Consider the following 23742-nt stretch of genomic DNA (forward strand, 5'->3'; position numbering starts at 1 on the left):
TCGGCACCTTCTTTTTATGGGACGATTATTTTATAAGCGTTCGATTGTTTAGTTCGATTTTAATGGGGTTCCTGTAGAAGGTTATTACTAATCGTTTCAAGCAGGATAAGGTTCCTTTGATTCCCCGCCATCCCTCCAACCTTTGAATGGGATTCGCACAACTATTATTTACAAGCATTTGTATGGAGTTGGGACGACAAGGGGCTTACATAACTTAACTTCAACACATGATTCAAGAGTCAACAGCTTCTAAGTGATTAAAATTCAATCACTTGGAGGTAAGCGGTATGAATGAGAAAGATTCGTCGGTTTCAATTGGGGTTCAGAGCATTGATGAAAAGATTGAAGAGTTCAAAGGGAGTGCCGCCAAGGAAGCCGATTTCATTTGGGGCGTCGATGTATTTTATGGGTGGCAGTCAGCATCCGGTCGTGAAAAGAACGTGGTGGAAGTTACTTGTAAACTGGACGGTCAGAAGTTCTATTATCTACTCGAAGACTTGCGGGATATCAAGCAGACGGATCTGGTTATTAAGAGCCTTGGTTCAATTGCTCTCATCAAGCGCAGTTACATTAAGCACTTTGTCGATGTTGCTGACGGAATGATCATGGAAAAGAAGCAGAAATTGATGGACTGTATCGATGTGTATGTTCCATTTGATTTGGGGTCATTGAATGCCCTGCAGCATTATCGACTTGTTTATCGGCACTTTCAGGAAAACCAGGAGAAGTTCCCTTCAAAGATCAGCAACACCTTTAATTCGGAGGAACATGAAGGAGCAATCCTTGATGTAGAGTACCCTGTCGACAAAGAAGGCGTTCTGACAATTGCGTTTTTGCGCGAAGACTTTAGGAGTCTGTTCAGTGTCAGGAATGACAATGAGTACAATCAAATTCTTGATGCTTTGCATACTCTTGGGGTTCTGATTCCGAATTCAGGCAAAAAGAAAAAGAAGTCGGAGGCATTCACATTTGAACGCACCTTGTCAAAAGGGGTTGAAGTAAAATTCTTCATGATTCGTATTGACCCATCTTTATTCAAGGGGGAACTAGCGTAATGGCAACTAGACCAGATCCGTTCCCGACCCTTGGCGGAAAATCGCAGATCATTGATCGAATGGTTGAGATATTCCAGTATTGCATTGAAGAATATGGTTTGACAGGAGCAGCCGATTATTTCATGGGTGGTAATCGGCTTTTCCTCCACCTTGATTGTGACCAGATTAAGTTCAAACTGGCTAATGAGATCGATCGAGGGGTTGTCGCGTTTTTCAAATGCTTGCAAGACCCATACAAGACTGATCAAATAATCGATTCAATTTGGGAGCTGGCGGATTATGTTGATACTGAGAAGCGCTTTACAACAGCTTGTGAAATAAGGCTGGATGAGCAAACCGATGAAATTATCTCAGGCGCTTTGACGTATATCGTTACCATGCATAGCAGGGCAACAAATAGGCAGAATTTCTGCAAAGCAAACGTAGGAACCAAACTAATTCTTTCTAGTCTGGACAAGTTGGTAGGTTTCGATGAAATCATTGGTGACGTTCAGATTTACTGCGGAGATTATAAAGAACAGTTCCATAAGTATAAGCATCGGGAAGACCTTCTTGTGTGGCTAGATCCCCCATATCTGACCACAGAAGCTGTTGAGGGGAAGATGGGTAATCGGAAGAAAACAAAAGCTACAAATGGTTATGTCCATCCGTTCACTAAAGAGGATCATGAATTAATGATCGACAACATAACGTCACCTGAATGTAAGAACAAAATTATTGTAAGTGGGTATAAAAATGATGTTTATAGTCGACTTGAGCAGAATGGATTTTACAGGTATTTCGTTGGAATGGTTCACGTCCCGAGTTCAGGGACAGGTAAAATGATTGCCGAATATATTTGGAGTAACATCAAAATTCCTGAATGGGTTCTTGAATGGACACATAATGCCGAGTAGAAGGATTGAACTCCCTCCATCCCTCCAACCTGTATAACTCGAAATATGCTGATTCTGTTGAATTATCTTGATTTGGCTTAATAACCCTTGAGAACGGCAATAACGACAGTCTTATACAGTAACGATCAGAAAAACACTCTCGACCACACTCTCGACCACACTCTCGACCAGGCAATCTGCGCTGAGAGTGTTTTTCTCTATGCCTAAAGGAACAAATTGGGCGTAATTTTTGAATTACGAGAGCTGTAACTGACAGCATGTTGTCGCAAACACCTTCTATAAACACACTTTTTTGAGCAGAGAACTTTACGAACTACCGCGAGATATATGTTAAAACACACTTCACCCCTTATCTGGCGCGGGTTTCTAGCAAGTCGTGTCGAAAGCTGTCAGTAAGAACGACGAAGAAGGGATTTCGAGGGGATTCTTTGTTCGATTGAAGAAGGCGATGAAATTCCGATTTAATCAACATATCGGATCGATATTCTATGATCCTGTTTTTCCGTAACTCCCAACTTTCTCCGAATGTAAGTCTATTCCAATAGCGGTCGCCATGTTCCCTACAGCGGCGGATTTTGCTCGGCGGTCAAAATCGGCTCTTATAGCCGCCCTCTCCCTTGGCAGGTCTGTTACCCTTAGTTTTGCCCTTTCGGTCGCTTACAGGGGCATTCAGCGCGTCCTGCTCGGTTGTCGCCCTGCCGCTCTGTAGGGGTTCTCGTTTTTCCAGTCGTACCAAGGGTTTTCGGGCTTTTGGGCGGTAAAAAACTCTTTGAAAAATCGGTAAAAATGACTTGATTACCCGTTAAATCTACGCTATACTCACAACAAATTAAAAGTATTAAATTTACTAAAAAGTAAATTTAAGTAAATAAAAAGAGGAATTAGGGAGGATGATGAAGATGTTTACAGTTTTGATGGTTTTGGGGGTTGTTTTGTTTCTGCCATTTGTACTTCTGAATTTGGAACTTGTGAAGATTGGTTTTAATAGAGAAGTGCCGATTACTCATCGAAACATTGCCGGATATGCACTAATCATTGAAGCGGCAGTAATTGGGATCTTAGCCGTGCTTTTAATCTTGTAATTTGCAACAGTTAACGTGAAGCCTGTAAAAGAACACGATGAAACGAGAGGAGTGAACTTCATGGCAGACAAAGTTCCTATGCAATATGATGCTGATGCAGATCGGTGGTATGTGATTCTCAATGATAAAAAATGCTGGATGCATTGCGGTGAAGGTTTTGAGCTTTACATTTGTGGTGATCAAGTTCCATGTCGGCTTGAACTAGACCATGAATGGTATGTAGTCATTCAAGGTATCAACTTCAATTTAAGAAAAGGAACTAAGTACATGGTTAATGTATAAGAGAGGGGTAAAAATATGGCACGTCTTGCCTATATCCGTTGTCAAAGAAAACAGGAGATCGAAGAGTTCGAGCAGCAAGCCCAAGCAGATAAGGTATTTATTGATTTGGCTGACGAATACGGCGTTACTCTAGGTAATTCGCTTGGAGTAATGTTCGATAACCTAATGGATGGCGACAAAGTTATTGTTCGGAAGTTGAGTGAACTGGCAGATACCGTAGCGGAATTACGTTCATTAATGGTGACTTTGCGTGATATTGGTGCTGAGATAGCACCTTTGAACTCAGTCAGTTCTGGTGTACTTTCGGATGAAGGTTTCGAGATGCTCTCATTTGTAGAAACGTTTATAAAGGAAAAAGAGAAAATACAGCGGGAACGACAAAGTCGCCAAGGAAGACCTGTTCAACCTTATCCTTCAAATTTCCTTGAAGTCTATACGGGATATCGAAATAAGGAATTTAACGGCTTAGAAGCAGCCAAGAAATTATCCGTCAACTATGATAAATTTCGTGAGCTGAAAAAAGTTTTTGAACTAAGGGTTTAATTTGGAAAGGAGAGAGTTGGAGGTGATAACTTTTAGTGTGAATCCGACAGAAGAGCAGATTGGGGATGCTGGAGCATCGGTAGTATCTAAGAAGAAGCCTGTTGCCCATTACAGTCGCTTTGAAAGTTTAGGGATAAGCGAAGGTTTTGTTAAAACGGTTGATGGGTATTTGGATCAACCCATAAAAGTAGGCGCATTTGGATATGTGGTTGAGAAAAATACAAAAATGGCTATTAGCAGCAAGGAGGTTCCGATTCTGACGGTTGATGAAATTGAAGCCGGTCGTAAAGGCGGGGTATCGGAAGCAGTTTTTAAAGTAAAGGACTTTTCCGATAACGATAGATGGCTCGAATCACTGGATACAGATTATGAAGTAATAAAGGCTGTGTTTGATTTGGTGGAAATCGAGATCTATAACCATAAGAAGAAGTGGTTGCGATTGGTTATAGAAATTGCTTTAAGAACAGGAAGATCAAAAGATATTGATTATCTTGGAAGATTGATTGAAGAATTCAACGATTTTAGCAGACTGCCGCTTGTATCGCAAGATAAAGAGTGTTTCAAGTCGTTTACCAACCCAAGCATGATTCAGAAAGTCATCATCTACTTGGAAGAACACAGTCTGAGGGATTTAGTAGGGTATATCATTACAAATAAAAAGGCAGCTGATGCTGTTGGATTGTCTTGATGTGATTAACTCATAGTTGAGGAGGGGTTAAAAGTGATCATAACTAACATGGAGAATGGAAGCATAACTTATAAATCAACTGGTTTATGTCTCGGCAGGAAAATCAAAATTAGACATTCGTGGGAACCGAGCCAGAAAAAGATGGTATATGCATATAACCGAGCAATTGAAGTTTTTCCAGGAGTTGCCCAGACAACATATGAAAACTATACAATTCTTGTACATCCGGAGAGCGGGGAAGCATATTGGTTCAACAATCGACTCTACTCAGCAACATATGAGGAAAATAAATTGATACTTGCTAAGAAAGAGAAATCTCTTGTTGTTTATAAAGATGGGGTTTTTTATCCCACTGACAGAAGCTTTTTATTGAATGGCTATTCTAAAGCAGGAGGGAACAACAAATACAAATGCATAAAACTTGGTACTAGGAAGAGGGGACATTTTATTCCCAGAATACATCAATTGGTCATTCTAATGTGTTTCGGATCGGAAATGGCAATCAATGCACTGGGGCAAAAAGGTCGGATATTTGATATTAATCATATTGATGGTGACCCAACTAACTGCCGACTGGATAACTTAGAGATCGGAACTAGATCGTATAATAAAACACATTACGAAAAATATCTAAGAGAACGTCCAATGTTAGTAGTTCGTAACGGAGAAATTGTATTTGCTGAATGGTGTTTAGGCGAATCGGAAGATGAGCAGTGTGGTTAAGATATACGAATGATTAGGAGAAGTAGTTAAATGTTAAGAAAATGGTCTATAGTGTAGCGAGACTCGTATCCAGAGATCTCGCTATTTTTATCCTCTCAGGGGTATTGACCGAACTTTATCGGAAATTCTGGACTAACATGCACCGCCGCGAAGGTTTTATCGTGGTTCTAATTAAAACTTTGATTTTTAAGAGTAGCTTAAGAACGGGATATTTGAAATGAATTCCTGAGAAAATAACTGAGTTAATTTAGAAGAGCGAATCCACTTTTCATAAACAGTGAAGTTTGGTTATCCAACCGAACAGAAATTGAATAAATAAGCGAAGTGGAATTAGAACAGCGAACAGAAATTTTATACAAGGCGAAGTGGATTCAGAAGGAACGAACAGAAGCCTTATATAGTGTCGAGCCGATATACCCAGCCGAACACAATTTTATAAAAGATATGAGCAGTTCAAAAACTGAGTCAGAAACGCATATGAAGAGCTGGGTCTTTTTATTATGCTGTCACATCAAATACCAGTTCTAAGATTTGTTTAGACTACTCGTTCCCTAAATTATGTTCTTAATCGAGGCTTTAGTGTGTCTCTATCTGATCCGTTTATTAGATAGGTCGAAATAAAAATATAATCCAGAGTTGAATCATGACCTTTTAGAACCATATTCCTCCCAACCCTTCGGAAAACTGTTGATTTCTCGTCAGTTGAATTAATATCCCTCTACTCTTTCCTGACATAATTTGATTTAATCCGAACCAATGTGCAGCAACAAAAATAATCTTGAGATAATTTCGGTTTACTCACGAAATAGGATCGCATTCAGGAATTGAAAATGAAGCAAAATTACAGTACTTACAAGCTCACTTTCTCAAAACTGACTTAAATTCAGATTGTGCTTTCAGTTTAGCCCTGATTTTCCTCTCTGGCTCTAGGGTTTTTCATTTCAAAAGAAAATCAGAGGACTTACGTCAGCCCGATATGCGGCTAATTTAAGTAAGTCGGTATGGAATTAACGAAAGATGCTTTTATTATGTCGTTTCACGCCAATTTAGCCGAATACCAGGCGAAAGTATTACATGAAGAAAGGATTTGATCGAATGGATCAGCCAAAGAAAATGTTGTGGTGGCAGATAACTGAAGCTGTTTCGACAATCGAGAAAAATCTAAAGTCGAAGGAGTTCAATGATGCAGACAGGGAGTTAGAGTTTCAGAAGTATAAGACCATTCAAACTATTATTTTATCATTAGGAGAACTCAGCAATCTAAGTGAGAAGTCAAAACTAAGGTACGAGATGTGGATAAACAAAAGCACAGGCAGAAATTCTTCAAAACAGGCAGCGAAGTACGGCATAACGACTGACTCATTACGATCCAAGATCATTTACTTTGATAATAAACTCAGAGTTTTGGTGGGTGATCAGACTATTGCTTCAATAGTTTCCGCTACATCCGTAGAGCAGTTAGTAGCAATAATGAATCAATTTATACAAAATGCCAAGGAGAGAAAGGGCGTGTTTATGTGATCTTCCCAAAGAAGCTGGAGAATGCAATTATTACAGTTAAAAATAAACTGCCAGAGAGCGACCCCTTCTCACATACAACGCAAATCCAACAAAGTAAATTGGATGCTCTGATGGAGATCGTGAACTTTGTAAAGCAGATGAATTACATTAAAAGACCGAGTGTAAAGGAAAAATTCTCCTTCTTCCTTCGATCCAAATATGATTATCAGGAAACAGCGACCCACTTCGGAACATCTCGTAATTCAATTGATGTTATGGTATCACGGGTTTCGCGGCAGTTGGAGTCACTTGTCGGTAAAGAGACCATCGATATGATACTTCAAAATAAGGTATCGGAGGCATTAAGAATTTTCAGGTCAGGGATATTAAACGAATCAGCAAAGGGGTTTTTCTTGCTGGAAGCTGCAAAGTATTTGCCCGAACCCAAGTATCGAATGTTCAGTTCCCTAGAGGAGTGTAGTTCTGAGATTCGTTTTTTAAATGTTCTAACAGAACATGGAATGAAAAACACGATTGAAGAGTGTGATCAGGAGAAATTGGCACATATTCTCTATCTGATTTCGGATAATTCTAAGAAATTGATTGAGGAAGCAGGCGATGATAAGGTTCTTCAGTCGTATTTTGAGAATGGGCATCATAGCCGTGAGAAAGTAGCCATTGAACGCCAAGCTATCTTGAAGTTATTTAATGGAGAATTCAGTACGACGGACAATGGTGAACCCATAAGTAACAAGTATCAAGTCGAGAAAGCACTCGATGAGGTACGGAGACAACACATATTCCATGATGCCGGTTCAGGGCTTGAGTTGGCTTCTAAGGAGGGGTGAGAATATGCACTTAAAGGCTATTCCGCTATACAAATTACCTGCTGATACTTCTGTTCATTTCCTCAAAACCAACCTTGAACAATTGAAATATGATGAAATGAGTGAGTTAGCGGCAGCTCCATATCGAGATGAGAACTGGGTAAGGCTTGCATATTCTGTTTCAATAACAGCCTTTCGTCCATATATTGATGAGAGCTTTGCAGAAATAGTGGAGAGGAAGTCAACGGTCGATCAATTCGCTTATTCGGATAGCACGGTAATCAGTACGGTATCGGCTGTAAACTGCTTATATTTCGACACTTCGTACCGTTCCCCAGGAACTTGCGATTGTTCGCGTGAATTCAAGTTCTTTTCAGGAGAACACTTCCTTGGAGGTATCGGGATATATGCAATTTATCTATCCCCTGATAGCACTTCAGGAGACAAGCTACGATCAATTACCTCAATAGCAAGATACTGTCTCCAGAGTGGAAATCCCTTTAATCGCTTGCTCATAGCGGTCGTAAAGCCGGATAAATGGGAACTCGCTTTTGCTGAAGTGAAACAAATGCTTCCTCCAGTTGCAAAAACAAGATCCTGTAAAGTAATGACCACTTTGTTTTATGATCCGGTTGATTTCTTCCGAGCTATACTCAGTGGTATGAAGGTAGAGAACATCGAACATGAACAACACATGTCAAGATTTGTTTTTTAATGAAGCTGACTAAGGGTAATTATTCGGAGTTATATATTTTAGGGCGTTCATTATATGATCGTTCTTCTGCTTAGTGCCGAGAATATCCATCCATTTAAGAGTAGAAGATTACTCCGCAAATAATAATGAAGCGACACTCTTGTATTGTGTTTACTTCTGGCGAGTATGTTTCAATAGCATGAAACTGATCCCACTCAATAACACACATTAGTTGCTAAATCTTCAAGTGCATCTCCCTTCGGGGTATGATGCACTTTTTCTTTTATGGAAAATAAGAAAATCACTTTCGAGTTCCAATGAATTTCAGGAGCGGATAGCTGATCAATTTTATTGTAAGTGGGAGTTAATTGGCGGGCTGGTTACTAGTTCGACAGTCAACTTCCAACCCTTCATCATCCTTTTTCCTTGCCCATATGCAGATCCCTCCTTACTGCATATGGGATCTTTTAAGGAAGTTTCTAAAAGAACACTTCATCTATAGTTGCAATAGTAATTGATGATTGCTCTTGAAACACAAAGGATGATGGAGGGAACCAAATACAGATATGAAAGGGATGATCAAGGTGAGCAATGATAAGGAACAGAATTCTGATCAAGATCAAAGTAAATCAAAGAAGAAAACGAGGATCAGTTTAATCGTTGGAGTTGTTGTTCTCATAGCGATTTTATTGATGATTATTCGGAGTTGTTCTTCTGATCCCGTAGCTCCAGTGGAACGCAATGATCCTATTGCAAGACCAGGTGTAGGTGAAGTACTTGATGGCGACCTTCCGAATATGTCGGACGAGCAAATTAGAGAGTATTTAAAGAAGAAACAAGATGCTTCACTTTTTACTACTGCAGTTAATGCGGAAGCCACTTTTGAAACTGGAAGCAATGTACTGAATCTGATGGTTGCCAATCCTGAAAAGAACTCAGTGGACTGCTACTTCGAAATTGTAGACGCGGGAGAAGTCATCTACACTTCCCCATTATTAAAACCAAAGCAATACATCCAAAGTGCAGAGCTTTCCAAGGTGCTATCTGAGGACGTAAACAAGCTGATCGTCCGGTATAACGAGGTTTATCAGGACAATATCATTGGTGTAGTTGAGGTTGCGATTCAAGCAGTTAATAAATCTAAGGGGGTCTAGGAATGCCAATTTGGTTCGATACCTCTTGAATAATCAAGAGCAAAAAGTTAGAAGTGAACCTAAAACAAATACAGGAGGCAGAATCAATGATGAAATCAATGCTCAAGAAGTTCACAGTTAGTGCAATGTTGATGACGATGCCGTTAAGTTCAGCTGTTGCTTCGGCGGCAGACCAAACGATCGATCCCGAGAACGGATCTACGATTGACGTATCAGGTACCGCCGATTCTACTATTATTGTGGTAACAACACCAACAGCTTTAGCATTCGCCATCGATCCGAACTCACCGGCTCCTTTCACATCCGTTCCTGCAACGGTAACTAATGGCACTTATGCTCCAATTGATTTTCAGATTCTGGGTATTATTTCTGAGCCAGGTACATCTGTTAAGGTTGTAGATCAATCGATGCATATTGATCAGGAATGGCAGGGCTTAGGTAAAGCAGCTACAGAATCGCAAATCGCCCTCGGTATTAAGGGGGTATCAAATGGGACAACTATTTGGTCGCCTGCCGAAAGTGATGGAGTCACACCATCAACTGTAGCCGGAACAATCAAGCTCGAACCGAACAGCACAGAGGACATTATGGTAGATGCGAAACACGGTAACGCATGGGGTTCGGCTAAGACTTTGAATTACAAGCTCTATACGAGAGTTGCACTGACTGAAAACTAAAATATGGAGTTAACGAATCGTGGCGGGAGTTTATATCCCGTCACATTTTACTTTGATTGAAAATTTGAATTGGATGGTGAAGAGAATGAAGTCCATTGCAAAGCTTCTCGTTATGTCAATGTTCAGTTTCATGGTAATTACATCGTTTACACCGATGAAGTCTCACGCAGCTCCAGTGGTTCCTTCAGGTTCGGGATCAGAAGGTGACCCATATGCGATTAGTTCAGTAACTCATTTGGAATGGGTCGCTAGTCAAGTTAACTCAGGTAATTCATTCGCTAATGAGTTTTTGGAGTTATCTCAGAATATTGATGCATCAGGTTGGGAGCCTACCCCAATCGGTACCCAATCGAAAATGTTTTCTGGGACATTTGATGGTAAGAATCACAAGATTAGTAACTTAACGATCAATAAGTCTTCATCTGATTATGTTGGCTTATTCGGGGTATTGAGTACCCTAGCTACTGTTAAAAATGTGGGTATTGAAAATGCGAACATCTCAGGGAAGGATAACGTAGGAGGTCTAGTCGGGCGTACTCTTGGAGAAGTGAGAAATGCATACGTAACTGGGATTGTGTCAGGTGTTGACAGAATTGGCGGTTTAATCGGTGATAATAATGGTAGAATTTATGATTCGTATTCAACAGCTACTGTCACAGGGAACAGTTTTATTGGAGGCTTGGTTGGATATAATAGCGGGGGTCAAATTTATAATTCATTTGCAACAGGAAGTGTATCAGGCAGCGAAAATGTCGGTGGTATGACGGGATATAATTATTCAGACATTCGGAACTCCTATGCGACTGGAAATGTAACAGGAAGAATCAGAGTGGGCGGTTTTGTAGGAGCAAATGGCGGATTTATTTCTAACTCTTATGCTGCAGGAAATCTTTCGGGAGAAGGTGAAATCGGCGGATTTTCTGGATTTAATACTCCTGGGTATGGAAGGATCACGTCATCCTACTGGAACTCAGACAGCGACATAAAAGAGAGTAACGTTCCTCAAAATCCTAAGCTTGGGGTCGGTAGCGACAATGTTGTGACAACTGCAAAGACAGTTGTTGAAATGAAATCATCCGATTTTGCACTATTGTTAAATAGTAACCGAGGTGCATTAGAGGCTGAATGGTTAATAGCGAGTAACACCAATAACGGCTTCCCTACATTTTCATTGATGGGAAGCGGTGGGGATGAAGGTAATTCAGAACCTGAATCAGGTCGAGATATTGATATTACTGGAAGCGTATCAGCATCGATAATTGTGGTAACCGTTCCTACTACACTGAGCTTCGCAATCAAGACTAATTCAGAAACTGATCCGTTTATCAGTGCTCCATTCAATATAGAGAATCAGACAAATTCGCCTATAGAGATCGCATTCTTAGGGTTCAAGTCCAAAGAAGGAACGACAGCTAAGGTTGTCGACGCTGATAAGTATACAGATTGGGGTAAGCTTCCTACTTCAAAATCCGAAACTGAAATTGCTCTTGGAATTAAAACTGATGGCAAGACCTACTGGTCGCCAGCAGAAACTGCAGAAGCACCGAGTTCAGTGGTTGATACAGTGAGGATCGATCAGCAAGGTACAAAGGTATTTGCTTTGGATGGGAAACACGGTATGGCGTTTAAACAATCAAAAGTACTTGACTATACAATGTATGCTCGGGTTGGACTAGCAAGTTAATATTGAGTAAGTCGTTAGCTCCCCTCAATTCCAGAGGGGATTTTTTTTTATTGCCATTTGCAGATAGCATTTTCATTTCAAGAGTTGTTACCAGATAAACCATACAACAACTATAAGCTACTAGTGACATGATCGTACAGATCACGTTCCGATGTTCAAACCGCAGGGGGTTGATACAGTGAAATTAAAGGTAAGAGTCTCATTTCTAATTATCTGTGCCGTATTCATCTGCTTAAGTTCTTCTGGAGTAGTCGCCGCGGCAGATGCAGATATAAAATCTATCGAGATTCCTTCAGGAGATAAGAAGCATATGCAAGACGTTTGGAGCAAATTAGGGAATGCAGGAAGCCGTCTTAACCTTGATTTTGAGGCTAACACAGGAGACCATCCTGATTCTCGGCTTCTGGTCTACGATGGTACGAGCGGAACGGTAAAATTCAACAATACCAATTTTCAGGATGCAACTGAAAAATCGCGGAAAAGAGTGCTAAGGGAATTCGTTGAGGTGCTTCAGGGATCGGCAGTCTCGGATCAAACACAACAAGTAATATTGGGTTCAATGTCTGCTCTGAATAATGAAGTTTCAATGATATTGATCCCTTTGATTACGGAGAGTGCTTCAGCAGATATGTATACTGCAATGATATGGATCAACCCGATCTTGCCTTATATTAGAGTAGTTTTCGGCATAGGGGCGATCTTACTTACAATATATCTGATTGCAACATCGATTGCTGATTTGTTTTACATCGGACTACCTGTAGCAAGAGAATCAATGGATTTGAAGGCAGATAATAAAGAGCGAAAGAAGCCATTCGGAATTAGCAATGATGCTATTTCTACTGTCAGGGAAGTTGAAGCTTCATTAAAGTCAACAGGCAGTTATAAAAATGCGTACATGCTTTACTTTAAACGAAGGGTTCTGACCTACATTATCCTTTCGCTCTGTCTGCTCTATCTTATCGGCGGAGAGCTTGGCGGACTTATAGCATGGCTCCTGAGTTTAGTAAGCGGAGTTGTATAACACATTAATCCTCTCATGACATGAGGGGATTTTTCTTTTGCCTAAGCAGCAGCAATATCGAAATCGTCGAGTTAAGAATCCTCCAGTGGTTCATTTATCACCCTGTAACACATAAAACCCGGAAATACTTATCTTTGACCCTTGAGATTAACACAACTTCGACATCTGATTTTGCAGAAGGATTACAGAAGTAGCACATAAATAAAACGATTGTCTGAAAAGGAGATGACGGGAATGAGGGGTATTGAGAGCAGTCAGGTCAATGGGTTCGTTATTGATCATGGTGAAGGTGTCGAAGCGGATACGCATTCAGAAGAATTCGATGACAAGGAGTTTTTAAAGTTTCAGAAAAAGATGATCCGAGCCGAAAAGTGGCTAAATCGCTTAGAGAAAATAACTGCATGGTTGGATCGAGTTCAGCACTGGGCTGAGGAGCGAGCTTCAAAATCAAAATAAAAATAAAGGGAAATGGATGGAGGTGGAAAGGTTGCAACCTAAGCGGATAAATCGATTTGTAGCAGCGCTTATCGCCGTATTTCTTCTAATAGCATCTACACCACTAAACTCGGCTTCTGCAGTCGGTAGTCCTTCAGCTGACTCCCCAAATGCTATGGCACGTTCGATGATTGACTTCTTCAGAAAAGACAGAACGGAGCTTGCTGTAGACAGGGTTTCCAGAGATGAATTGATGGTGTACGGGGTATTTTTATCAAATTTCTTTGTTCCAGGGAAGACAAAATTAAGTGATATGGTCGATGATTCGGCAGACAAGCAAGACACCATTCCAAGGATAGTGAGCAATAAGTTCTTTGGTTCACCTGATAACTATAAGCAGATCATCAACGTAAACAGTAAATTATACAATGCGATCATGGAAGTATTTCAATCCTCAAAGTCATCCTTCGGTTTGTTTAAGTCCGTTCCTCAAGATGGGTCACTTCCAATGTCAGGAGAAGATTTTTATAACAAACTGGCAGGAGTAGACACGAATCGAAAAATATATGCGAAGAATGGTTCAGGCGACAATGTTGTAATGGACTTGAATGATAAAGCAACACACGCAGCTATCCAAGTACTGTTCTCTTATTCGCCAGAGTTGATTTTGGATAAGGAGAAAGGACTTAGGGCTTTAACCGCCATGTATATCGATGGATTAGGTAACATTTGGGGGGCTTACGATAATGTCGCGATAGAAGAGTATGTACTGATTCTTCCTGCAGCATTAAATCCAGTAGTCTTTTCTAAAACTGCTAATGGGGGTAAGTTTCCAGTTGCAAACGTTTTTGTTATGGGCGGTATAGTTAATATTACGGAAAACATTCTAGACGGAAAGCCTTTCATGACCCCTTACTATAATATCAAGGATTATTTTACAAATGGGTCAAAGGAAGAAATCACGATGAACAGAAATAATATGCTGAGTATCTTTGGTATTCAATCGCATTCCAGTATGACAAAGCTATCAGGAGGTTCAGCATTTAGAAGTTTAGGTGACTCAGACACATTGATCATGAACAGTGATAAGGTTATCTCTAATCCGTATCAGGATGTTCAGAAATTTATTCAAGCTGAATCGAGTACAATTTCAAATAACAACTCGTTTATCTTTCTGACTATTGATGCAAGTAAATTCACCAATGGACAGAAATACTTTGTAGATGAAGAAGCACTCAACAGTGATCAGAAGGATACTTTGTCAAAATACTTATTCGGTGGCAGTGTTTTTTCATTGGATGAGTTAGCAGACGATATGTACTATTTCAACGTACCGACTGGAGCCAGCGGCGGTGAAGGTGATTGGAAAACCGATGACGATGCTTTGTTGATGAGGCAGAAGATGTTCGCCAAAGAAGTATCGGGTCAATATCAGTTTTATCAAGGCTCTTACTTCTCGTCACCTTTCAACGCCTTTCTTCATTATTACTATGATAGCAAGAGTTCAGGTGACGAACAGGATGAAGTAGATTTTTTAGTGAAATGGCTTCAAGATAATACGACCAATAAAACAGTAAGTCCAACTTCTGCTGAGTTTAAAGCGTTAAAGAGCTTTTTGGATTCAGGGGATTTTGGTACCGATGATCCTGATACAATTAACACTGCGCTAAAGCTATTGAAATTCGACAGTAATAATTTCGTATATAATTTGTTGCCCTCATCGACACTCGTCGAGGATAATCTAGTACGATCAAACTGGTACCAACCAAAACTTATATCTCCAACTAGCTTTGGTTTAACAGAATATGATTCTTTTCTGGGGTATATTTCAATTGCGATAAGAAAGAGTGCTTTCTTTAAACAATATAACGGATTTGATGATTATTCTTACTTTGAATTTAATGGTGCTGGTCTTTTTCAGGCAGGAAATGGCGGCAAAATCGTTGGGCATGATACTGTCAAAGGATCGAGTAAGAAGGTTGTCGGGAAAAACGGACAAAATGCAATTTCTACCCTGTTCTATAATTCTATGGTGTATCGAGTATTTGGAATGAATAGTACCTTTACCAAGAAATTAAAGAGCAACATGTACGCTGGAACCGAAGTTGACGGCGTTCTTGGTAAATATACTACTCGAACTGCAATCATGAATGATGTCAATAACTACCCAGGTATCTATTGGGGTTACATGGTGCAACTGCTCGGCATAGAAAAGAGTAAAGACAGTAAAACTGGTGAGGAAAAATGGGATAGCAAACGTTTTGAGAATGACTTATTACCAACAATTATATTGAATACGATGAGTGGAGGATTAGACCTCGTTACAATTATCGGAGGATCGGGGGTTGTGGCTTCCGAAGAGAAGACAATGCAGGAAATGCAAACAGATATCGTTAAGAAGATTTATGGTCTTCTCTCGGACGGTCCAAATCAGTATAGAGATAAGCTGATCAAATCTGCACAAGACAGTTGGATTATATCCACCCATAGGAGCATTACCGGTTCGTGGATTGGAAATATTTTAAGTGTGAGCGCAGGCGGAAACGAATCATATGCTTCAATTGTTGGTTACATCAATACGCCTAGTTTAACGGAGTTACCTATAACTTCTTGGTTACTGGACGATTACATGTCAATATACTTGTTACTGATCTTATTTGTTGCGATGATCGTGATAATAATGGTCATAACACATGTGCGTTCTATTAGAGAAGGGGTATTAATCTTCATCGTAATGGCTTTCGTACTGATAATTCCTCAGTTCTTCATCTCAAGTGTAGTAAATTTATCAAATACAGCAGGAGATAAGCTATACTCTGGAAGGTTTAATTATTGGGCAATTACTCAGCATCAGCAAGCACTGTCTTCTATGCGTAATGTAAAGCTTATGGATGATGAGAAAAACTATATTATTGCTCAAAACATGGAGTTAGCAAGGGAGGCATATTCCTCAGATGTTGGAGTTCGGGTTAAATGGATGTCGCCTAAGAAAGATGATGTTTTCGATGATATGTTTAACAAAGGGAAAATAACTCAAACGTTAAATGAAAATCTGAATATTTTTAGATGGTTATTCAGCAGTTTTATTAACCAAGAGGAATATGTTTTCAATGATCCACTGGTCACCTACTTATATAGACCATATAACGCTATAGCTACAGCAGCCAAAAATTCGTACTCCAAAATTTCAGAAAAAGCAGTATCAAGAAATGAGGCTGCCAACAAATTATTAAACGCTAAAGAGTCATCCTTCGTTTTCCCTGAGTACAGATTTAAGTCTTTATTGGACGACAATAAGAAAGTTCAATATTCAGATCAACAAGATCAGTTAATAAAATCAAGTGCAACACTATCAGTCACCGATAATTCTGAAATGGAGGAGAGCTATAGGTATTGGGCTTTGAATAGTTCCGATGTTTCAAAAGCCATTTTCCGAAATGATATCAACTCCAATGCAGGATTACGTGCCGCGACAGATGAGCATTCCGAAGCTTTCCTGTTATCAACTGAAAGTCCGTTTTATTACTTCTACAATGCATTGCAGAGTAGATATTCGAATGTGAATGGAGATTTCAAAGCAGCATTGCTTTCTAAAGAAGTTTTCAGAGCGCCGAGTGATGACCTGAAGGTAAATAATTCAATGAGGGATTTCCTCGATCTTGAGGGGTTATTTACTTACGTGATTCCTTATTTGTATCAAGGAAATGACTACGTATACAGGTGGACGGCTACGAACGGGAAGAGTGTCGATACCTTTAACTTCAAAAACGCAATAGAGCCTTCCGATCCTGCGATGAAGGCAAAATTTAATGAAGAGGCAAAGCGTAAAGAAGACTTAAAAGCTGTTTGGAAGCTATACTCACCTTGGGTCGACCAGATTTATTCCCTCGACGTAATGGGAAAGCAAGTTCCGATTGCCAATAAGAAAGTGTACGTTGCTGATACGGCTAACCCAGGTGCATATGATGATGCCGGTAGACCGATGATCTTTTCTGAGGCAGATATGCATGCGAAGGGGTATAATTACTCTCAGCTTACTGATGTGGAGCGGCGTATTCAGTCCACATTAAACTCAACATATAAAGACTTATTGTATTTGACGAATTATCATGATTTCGACAATGAGGTTCTTATTACGGCAGCAGCAATGATGGCGACCTTCAACTTTAATCGCGAGTTCTCTGAAAATAGGCTACTTGGAGAAAGTAGTACGTTGTACCCGCAAAATTTTGAGCTAAAGAACTTTAATTACGATGCTTTCATGAGGCTGATCCTGATGAATTCTACTGGCGAAGCTCTAATGGACGATCAAGACCTGTACGCACGGGTTCTTGAAAAGACGTCGATATTCTCAGGATTACTTTTAATTCTGTGTGATTTGATGGCTGTCATCGTTGTGCCAGTTGCAAAGTTATTCGTGTTGCTGTTGCTTCTGTTTTTAACTCTTGCGATCTGCTTATCAAGTGTGCTGGTTCCGCCTGAGAGATTGATAAGAACACTTAGTAAGAATCTATTTATACCATCTCTGATCTTCTTAGCAGCGAGTGTTGGATTTGCATTTGTGATCTCACTATTTATGGGTGAAGGGTTAACGGGTTATGTTGGAGGAAGAACGCCATCACTCGGAGTTAGCGATCCTTCGATAGTCATGTTATTAATGGTGGCTGTTGACGTCTTGTACGTCTTCATCCTTTGGAAAATTGCGAAGTTACTCATCTCATCATTGAAGTCGCATGTGATTTCAACTGTTTTTGCAACTGTAGGGCTTGCAGTAGGTGCAATGACTGCATTCAAACAATACATGCATTCATCGATGAGCAGGACATTTGATGGAGCTCTAAGTCATGCGATCGGTACAAAAGGTGAGAATGCAGATAATGGTGAATTGAATAGTGGTAATAAGCCTTCAGGTTTGAGATCAAGATTCGGAAAAGGAATGATGTATAACCACGGTCAGCCTAACCTGAGTCATTTAGATGGTAATGAAAAGAGTTTCCCTTCGATGAAAGGCAGAGATGGACAATTGAATAATGCCGTACTACCTAATGAGAAGGATCGTAAGTTTGAGACTTATATTGATGATCTGTCATCCCGAAGAGCAGGGAGTACTGATAGGAAGGAAGAAGGGAAGCAAGTTAAGGATTCTGTTGGCAAGGTTGAAAAGCCAAAACAAACTCAGTAAAAGAAATTCGAGAAGTAGTAAAAACAGCCAGCTAAGGGATTTATGGTGACTCTTTATATTCGCTCCCGAAGTTAAAGATGATTTTAGATCGTTCAACTCGATGAAACGGTATATCTTGTCCTTTGTGTGCAGATGGGGTATATTGGAATTAACAAAATATTCTTTGGAAGCGGAAGCACCGCAGACAAGCCTTTTAATGGGCGTAGTCTGCGGTTTTTTGCGTTTCAAAAACCAATTGGAGGATGATTCTTATGAAGTGTTGCTCATTCTGTTCCCGCAAGGCGGAAGTACTGTTTAATCACATGACTCATGATCTTGGATCACTTTGCGTGGAATGCTACATGATACTACACGGATCATGTGGAGTTTGCCACGGCAGCTTCTTACCTGAAAACGTGATGCCTGATGTAAATTATCAGATTCAGGCTAAATTCATCGGCACTGGAGAGAAGAACTTTATAGTTTGTAATCAATGTGATACAGAAATTCGTCAGCATTTCCCGTTGATGTTCGTTTAAGGGCATTGGGGGCATGGGTTTTACTATAGCTTTCAAAGTGATCACCTTTCACTAAGGTGCCTCTTCGCTACTCGAGGTGGGTTAAATAGATTGCGATTTTATATGGAGTGGCGGGCATGATAAGCTGGTTAGCATCGCGAAGTCCTTATGCTTCGCGGCTTTCGCGAGTACTCATGCCCGCAGAGGCTCCATGTCAAATCGCTCTATCAACCTAATAAACGTATCTTTATCCATGCAGTATAGCGAAGAGCCACTAAGGTGATCTTTATTTTTGATTTTAGATAAATTAGGCTCAACATTTTTTCAAAAAACCTATGAAAAGTGCGTCAAAAAGTAACTTCAAACCTGAGAAAAGTTACATAACTAACCAGTTAATTATGGTTGGTTAGGAGGCTCAGGGAGTGCATGTTGAATACACAAGTTTATCATTCGGTTTTGAATTAGAATTTACAGGGATAAAACGTTCAGTGGCAGCTCATGTTGTTGCGGATTTCTTCGATACAGGCAGACCAACACAAATTGGTGGATGGGGTCATGATACTTATGAAATCAAGGATAGATCCGGACGGATATGGAAAGTCGTTAAGGATGCATCCATTCAGGCGGTACGACAAGAGAACTCCGAAATAATAATCGTATCGGATGATTATCAGTGTGAACTTGTATCCCCTGTTTTAGGGTATTCTGATATTCCCTTGTTGCAGAGATTAATTCGTGAATTGAAGGAAAGCGGCGCATTAGTAAACAAGAGTTGCGGATTACATGTACATGTAGGAGCTGAGAGATTCTCCCCAAATAACTTGAGAACTCTTTGTAATATTATCTACGCAAAACAATCTTTGCTGACCAAGGCATTGGATTGCAGACAGGATCGGCGCAGATACTGCTTGGATCTTTCAGATGAGTTTATAAAGAAGCTGAATAAAAAGAAGCCGAAGACGATGGGGGAGTTTGCAGAAGTTTGGTATCACGGATTCAATGCTTTACCCTTCCGTCGAAACGATCGATATAACGACTCCAGGTACCGGATATTGAATTTGCACCAGTTATTAAGCGGCAGACTAAATACAGTGGAGTTCCGTTTATTCAATGGAACTTTGCATGCCGGCAAAGTGAAAGCAAGTATCCAGTTGAGTTTGCTCATCGCGGCTCAAGCCCTTAACCAAAAGAAAGCAACCAGTCGGGTAACAGTGCCTGACAACGGGAATGAGAAGTATTCATTTCGTGTATGGCTTCTCAGACTTGGTGGTATTGGTGATGAGTTCAAAACCATGCGTCATCACCTACTTAAGTACCTTGAAGGTAATTCTGCATGGAGGGAGCCGCCAACGAATGATGACGCTCGGGGCTTGTCAGATGTCGAAGCGCAGTAAGCCCCATTCGGGGTATTCTTGGGCGATCCTGACCGTTATTGAACACTGTACAACCAATCGTAATCCAAGGTAAACTTACCAACTAACTATTGATATTGGAGGTACCGAGTATGAAGCCTTATGTAGCTTACGGGAGCAATATGCACATTAAGCAAATGAAGATGCGTTGTCCTGATGCGTATATCATCGGGATTGGGTGTATTGAAGATCATGAGCTAGTGTTTAAACGCGTAGCCACCATCTCTAAACATATCGGACTATTTGTACCTGTTGTGTTGTGGATGATCTCCGAAAGGGATGAAATCGCTTTAGATCATTATGAAGGCGTTTCAGTTGGACTCTACAGAAAAGAGATCATTAAGATAAAGTTAGAATCGATTAGTGTAAAAAATGACGTGTTTAATGAAAGTGATCTTCCAATTGAACTAGGAGCGATGGTTTATATCATGAATGCCGAATCAAGACCAATATCGGCGCCTACTCGGATATACTATGAGACTATTCTTGAAGGCTACCAACAGAACAACATTGATGTTCGCCCCCTTTCTGTTGCAGCTATTAAAAGCGATTATAGGGACACGGATTATTATGAAGGTTATAGAACAGCTAGACGGAGGAGGTAAGTGTTTGAGCCTACAAATAGTAATGACTCATGGGGTTCGAGAGATTGGCTGTAGGGATTGGCAACTGGTTATTTCATTAATCATCAAGCACTTTTATGGCAAAGAAGAGTTTCTGTCTTTTAAGACTGTTGGGAAGAAAACGGTAGTTACGAATGGGAATGACGGTCATTTACTCACTATCGACAACAAGAAGTTATTTTCAGAAGTAGTTTGGGCAGTATACGGCGATGAGGGGAAGATGAAGTATTATACATTCATGCTTCCGCATGAGTATTAATCACGTAAGTAGCGAGAGTTTGAAATTGTAGGATCGATGTGACTTAAATACAACAGACTATTATTCTGGTTCTTTATATAATGAAGATGATGCCTTCTAAATGGAATGGAGTGGGAATAAGGGACAGATACACAGTTCCTTCTTTTAAAGTTTAGCGAATCCTGTAGATCGGAGGTCAATATGAAAACGAAAAAGTTAACAGCAGTAATACTTGCATTCTCAATTATTTTAGGGGGTCAAGGCGCACTCGCGGCGCAGTCTGAAAAACCAGTTCAAATTACTTCTGCGGACTTCAATTATTCCAAAGAAGCTAAAGATGCTCTGGTACACGTGAATAAGATCCGAAAGGAAGCGGGTCTGGATGAGGTTAAGCTTAATCCTTACCTTACAAAAGCCGCAGAGAACCATGCTAAATACTTAGACGCGAATGGAGAAACAGGTCACGATGAGGTAAAGGGCAAGAAAGGCTTTACTGGTGAAGGACCGAAAGATAGGGTTCTTGCTGTTGGCGGTTCAAATATAGCAAAAGGTGCTAGTGAGGTTATTTCGTATTCGGAGACAACTGTAGAAGGCTCTATCGATCTTATGGTCGATACGGCGTACCATAGGGTTCCATTCCTCAACCCATTCGCTACTGAGATTGGTATTGGCATGGTTGGTAAGAATTTCGTTATGCTGGACTCATCTTTTGGAAATTCGACTAAGATTTCTGTCTATCCATATGACGGGCAGAAAAATGTACCAACAACGTTTACTGGAGCTGAAAATCCAAACCCGTTGAGTAAGTTCGGTATTAGCAAATCGGGGTATGTGATTTCAATCTATCCTCCGCATGTACTCGACTCAAAGAATATCGACGCAACTATAAAGGACAGCAAGGGAAACAATGTACCGTTCTTTTCTGAGTGGTATATGGGTTATTGGTTCTTTTACACGAAAGAACCGCTAAAAAATGGCGAAAAATATACGGTGTCAGTAAACTATAAACCTCTCTATGAGGAAGAGTATGAAGGAAAAACACTCAACAAAACTTGGTCTTTCACAACTGCAGGAAGCTCATCTAAAAGTGGTTCTGATAATAAAGTATCGAATTCAAATGATGGTTACTCAAAAGAAGCAAAAGAAGCCTTAGATTACATCAACAAAATCCGCAAGGATGCAGGACTCAGCGAAGTAAAGCTGAACCCATTCCTTACGAAAGCGGCTGAAAACCATGCGAAATACCTCAATGCTGGTAATCCCTATGACCATGATGAAATTGAGGGTAAGAAGGGCTTCACTGGTGTAACGCCCAAGGACAGAGTACTTGCGGTAGGTGGGGATTCTCAATTGGCTCAAGGATTAGTTGAAGTTCTTACAGTTAATAACTCCACTGTAAAGGCAGCAATTGATACCCTAGTCAATACGGCGTACCACAGAACACCGTTCCTAGATCCTTACGCATCGGAAGTAGGCGTGGGACTTGAGGGAAAGAAATTCGCAATGGTATCAAAAACCCGTAGTTCGGATACAACGGATATTTCGATGTACCCTTACAATGGTCAAAAGAATGTACCTACAACGTTTGTCGGAGCAGATGAAGACCCTAACCCGCTAAGAAAGTTTGGTATTGAAAGATCGGGCTATGTTATCTCGTTCTATCCGCCCCATGTACTAGACACTAAAAATATTGATGCAACTATCAAAGATAGTAAGGGCGCTAGTGTACCTTTCTTCTCTGAATGGTACATGGGTTATTGGTTCTTCTACACTAAGCAACCTTTGAAAAACAGTGAAACTTACACGGTATCTGTCAATTACAAGCCGTTGTATGAGGACGAGTATGCAGGCAAAACTCTCAACAAGACTTGGTCTTTCACAACTGTAGCAAGCGGCTCTAATGGGAACGTAACTCCCCCTCCTACTGGAGGTGGAGATGTTAACCCACCACCGAGCGGTTCAACTTCTGCAATCACGGGTAACTTTAACAAGGACAATGTCGGTGTAACAATTAATGGAGATTTGGTAAGTTTGAGTCCTCCCGCGAAGATCGTTAGCGGCAGCACCTTCATACCACTTCGCGGAGTGTTCGAAAAGCTCAACTCCGATGTGAAATGGAATAATGATAAGCAAGAAGTGACTATTGTTCGAGGAAGTACTACTGTTAAGCTTACAATCGGCAGTAAGACTGCGTATGTCAATGGCAAGGCGATTACACTTTCGACAGCACCGTTTATTAATAACTCATCAACCTATGTACCTTTAAGATTTGCTAGTGAATCTATTGGAGCCGAAGTAAGTTGGGATCAAACAAATTTTATTGCAATCATTAAATCAGAATAATTCTCGATATTGGGGTCAGATGCATTGAGCATCTGGCTCTTTTCTTTATGTGTGCAGTGATCTCCCAGTTAGGGGTCACTGCTTTTTTTATGCTGATCGAAGCACGATTTGAATGGGAATTAGTTACTAGAAAAATTTCAAAATGTTGTGGAGATTAGATGATTTTCAAGACAGTCAGCAAGA

General features: G+C 40.4%; 21 protein-coding genes. All 21 read left to right on the top strand.

Annotation, left to right across the window (positions count from 1 at the left end; translation table 11 throughout):
• Nucleotides 1-287: 287 nt before the first annotated feature.
• Entirely contained in the window at nt 288-1055 is a 768-nt protein-coding gene (locus L6439_RS06590) for a hypothetical protein (RefSeq protein WP_213468897.1), read from the top strand.
• The gene (locus L6439_RS06595) at nt 1055-1951 is read left to right on the top strand and encodes a DNA adenine methylase (RefSeq protein WP_213468898.1); all 897 of its coding nucleotides are present in this window, start codon (nt 1055-1057) and stop codon (nt 1949-1951) included. The genes L6439_RS06590 and L6439_RS06595 overlap by 1 nt, the downstream gene beginning before the upstream one ends.
• Nucleotides 1952-2850: 899 nt before the next feature.
• On the top strand, nt 2851-3033 hold the full coding sequence (locus tag L6439_RS06600) for a hypothetical protein (protein WP_213468899.1): 183 nt from the start codon (nt 2851-2853) through the stop codon (nt 3031-3033).
• 60 nt (nt 3034-3093) lie between these two features.
• Nucleotides 3094-3315, top strand: coding sequence for a DUF5348 domain-containing protein (locus L6439_RS06605; RefSeq protein ID WP_213468900.1), 222 nt, complete (start codon nt 3094-3096; stop codon nt 3313-3315).
• Nucleotides 3316-3330: 15 nt separating this feature from the next.
• A complete protein-coding gene (locus L6439_RS06610) occupies nt 3331-3858 on the top strand; it encodes a hypothetical protein (protein ID WP_213468901.1) in 528 nt (175 codons plus the stop codon).
• A 22-nt stretch (nt 3859-3880) separates the two neighbouring features.
• Nucleotides 3881-4546: a hypothetical protein gene (locus L6439_RS06615; RefSeq protein ID WP_213468902.1), complete on the top strand. Its 666-nt coding sequence runs from the start codon at nt 3881-3883 to the stop codon at nt 4544-4546.
• Between the two features lie 33 nt (nt 4547-4579).
• Complete coding sequence (locus L6439_RS06620; protein ID WP_213468903.1) at nt 4580-5269, top strand: HNH endonuclease; 690 nt, start codon at nt 4580-4582, stop codon at nt 5267-5269.
• Nucleotides 5270-6343: 1074 nt separating this feature from the next.
• Complete coding sequence (locus tag L6439_RS06625; protein ID WP_213468904.1) at nt 6344-6790, top strand: hypothetical protein; 447 nt, start codon at nt 6344-6346, stop codon at nt 6788-6790.
• Nucleotides 6787-7617, top strand: a complete 831-nt coding sequence (locus L6439_RS06630; RefSeq protein WP_213468905.1) for a hypothetical protein — start codon at nt 6787-6789, stop codon at nt 7615-7617. Before L6439_RS06625 ends, L6439_RS06630 begins: the two co-directional genes overlap by 4 nt.
• 4 nt (nt 7618-7621) lie before the next feature.
• On the top strand, nt 7622-8311 hold the full coding sequence (locus tag L6439_RS06635; RefSeq protein ID WP_213468906.1) for a hypothetical protein: 690 nt from the start codon (nt 7622-7624) through the stop codon (nt 8309-8311).
• Between the two features lie 563 nt (nt 8312-8874).
• Nucleotides 8875-9444 carry a hypothetical protein gene (locus L6439_RS06640; protein WP_213468907.1) on the top strand — a complete coding sequence of 190 codons (570 nt, stop codon included), beginning with the start codon at nt 8875-8877 and terminating at the stop codon, nt 9442-9444.
• Nucleotides 9445-9530: 86 nt separating this feature from the next.
• On the top strand, nt 9531-10121 hold the full coding sequence (locus tag L6439_RS06645) for a hypothetical protein (protein ID WP_213468908.1): 591 nt from the start codon (nt 9531-9533) through the stop codon (nt 10119-10121).
• A 19-nt stretch (nt 10122-10140) separates the two neighbouring features.
• Nucleotides 10141-11805 carry a GLUG motif-containing protein gene (locus L6439_RS06650; protein WP_213468909.1) on the top strand — a complete coding sequence of 555 codons (1665 nt, stop codon included), beginning with the start codon at nt 10141-10143 and terminating at the stop codon, nt 11803-11805.
• Nucleotides 11806-11983: 178 nt separating this feature from the next.
• Nucleotides 11984-12829 (top strand): hypothetical protein, encoded by an 846-nt coding sequence (locus L6439_RS06655; protein ID WP_213468910.1) that lies wholly within the window; start codon nt 11984-11986, stop codon nt 12827-12829.
• Nucleotides 12830-13063: 234 nt separating this feature from the next.
• Nucleotides 13064-13285 (top strand): hypothetical protein, encoded by a 222-nt coding sequence (locus L6439_RS06660; RefSeq protein WP_213468911.1) that lies wholly within the window; start codon nt 13064-13066, stop codon nt 13283-13285.
• A 31-nt stretch (nt 13286-13316) separates the two neighbouring features.
• Nucleotides 13317-18446, top strand: a complete 5130-nt coding sequence (locus L6439_RS06665) for a hypothetical protein (protein ID WP_213468912.1) — start codon at nt 13317-13319, stop codon at nt 18444-18446.
• A 142-nt stretch (nt 18447-18588) separates the two neighbouring features.
• Nucleotides 18589-18744, top strand: a complete 156-nt coding sequence (locus L6439_RS06670) for a hypothetical protein (RefSeq protein WP_213468913.1) — start codon at nt 18589-18591, stop codon at nt 18742-18744.
• A gap of 621 nt (nt 18745-19365) precedes the next feature.
• Complete coding sequence (locus tag L6439_RS06675; RefSeq protein ID WP_213468914.1) at nt 19366-20337, top strand: amidoligase family protein; 972 nt, start codon at nt 19366-19368, stop codon at nt 20335-20337.
• A 110-nt stretch (nt 20338-20447) separates the two neighbouring features.
• Complete coding sequence (locus L6439_RS06680; protein WP_120463223.1) at nt 20448-20960, top strand: gamma-glutamylcyclotransferase family protein; 513 nt, start codon at nt 20448-20450, stop codon at nt 20958-20960.
• A 4-nt stretch (nt 20961-20964) separates the two neighbouring features.
• Nucleotides 20965-21237, top strand: a complete 273-nt coding sequence (locus L6439_RS06685) for a hypothetical protein (protein WP_120463222.1) — start codon at nt 20965-20967, stop codon at nt 21235-21237.
• Nucleotides 21238-21417: 180 nt separating this feature from the next.
• Entirely contained in the window at nt 21418-23559 is a 2142-nt protein-coding gene (locus L6439_RS06690; RefSeq protein ID WP_213468915.1) for a stalk domain-containing protein, read from the top strand.
• The last annotated feature ends 183 nt before the right edge of the window (nt 23560-23742 follow it).

Source organism: Paenibacillus dendritiformis, assembly GCF_021654795.1.
Classification (GTDB): Bacteria; Bacillota; Bacilli; order Paenibacillales; family Paenibacillaceae; genus Paenibacillus_B.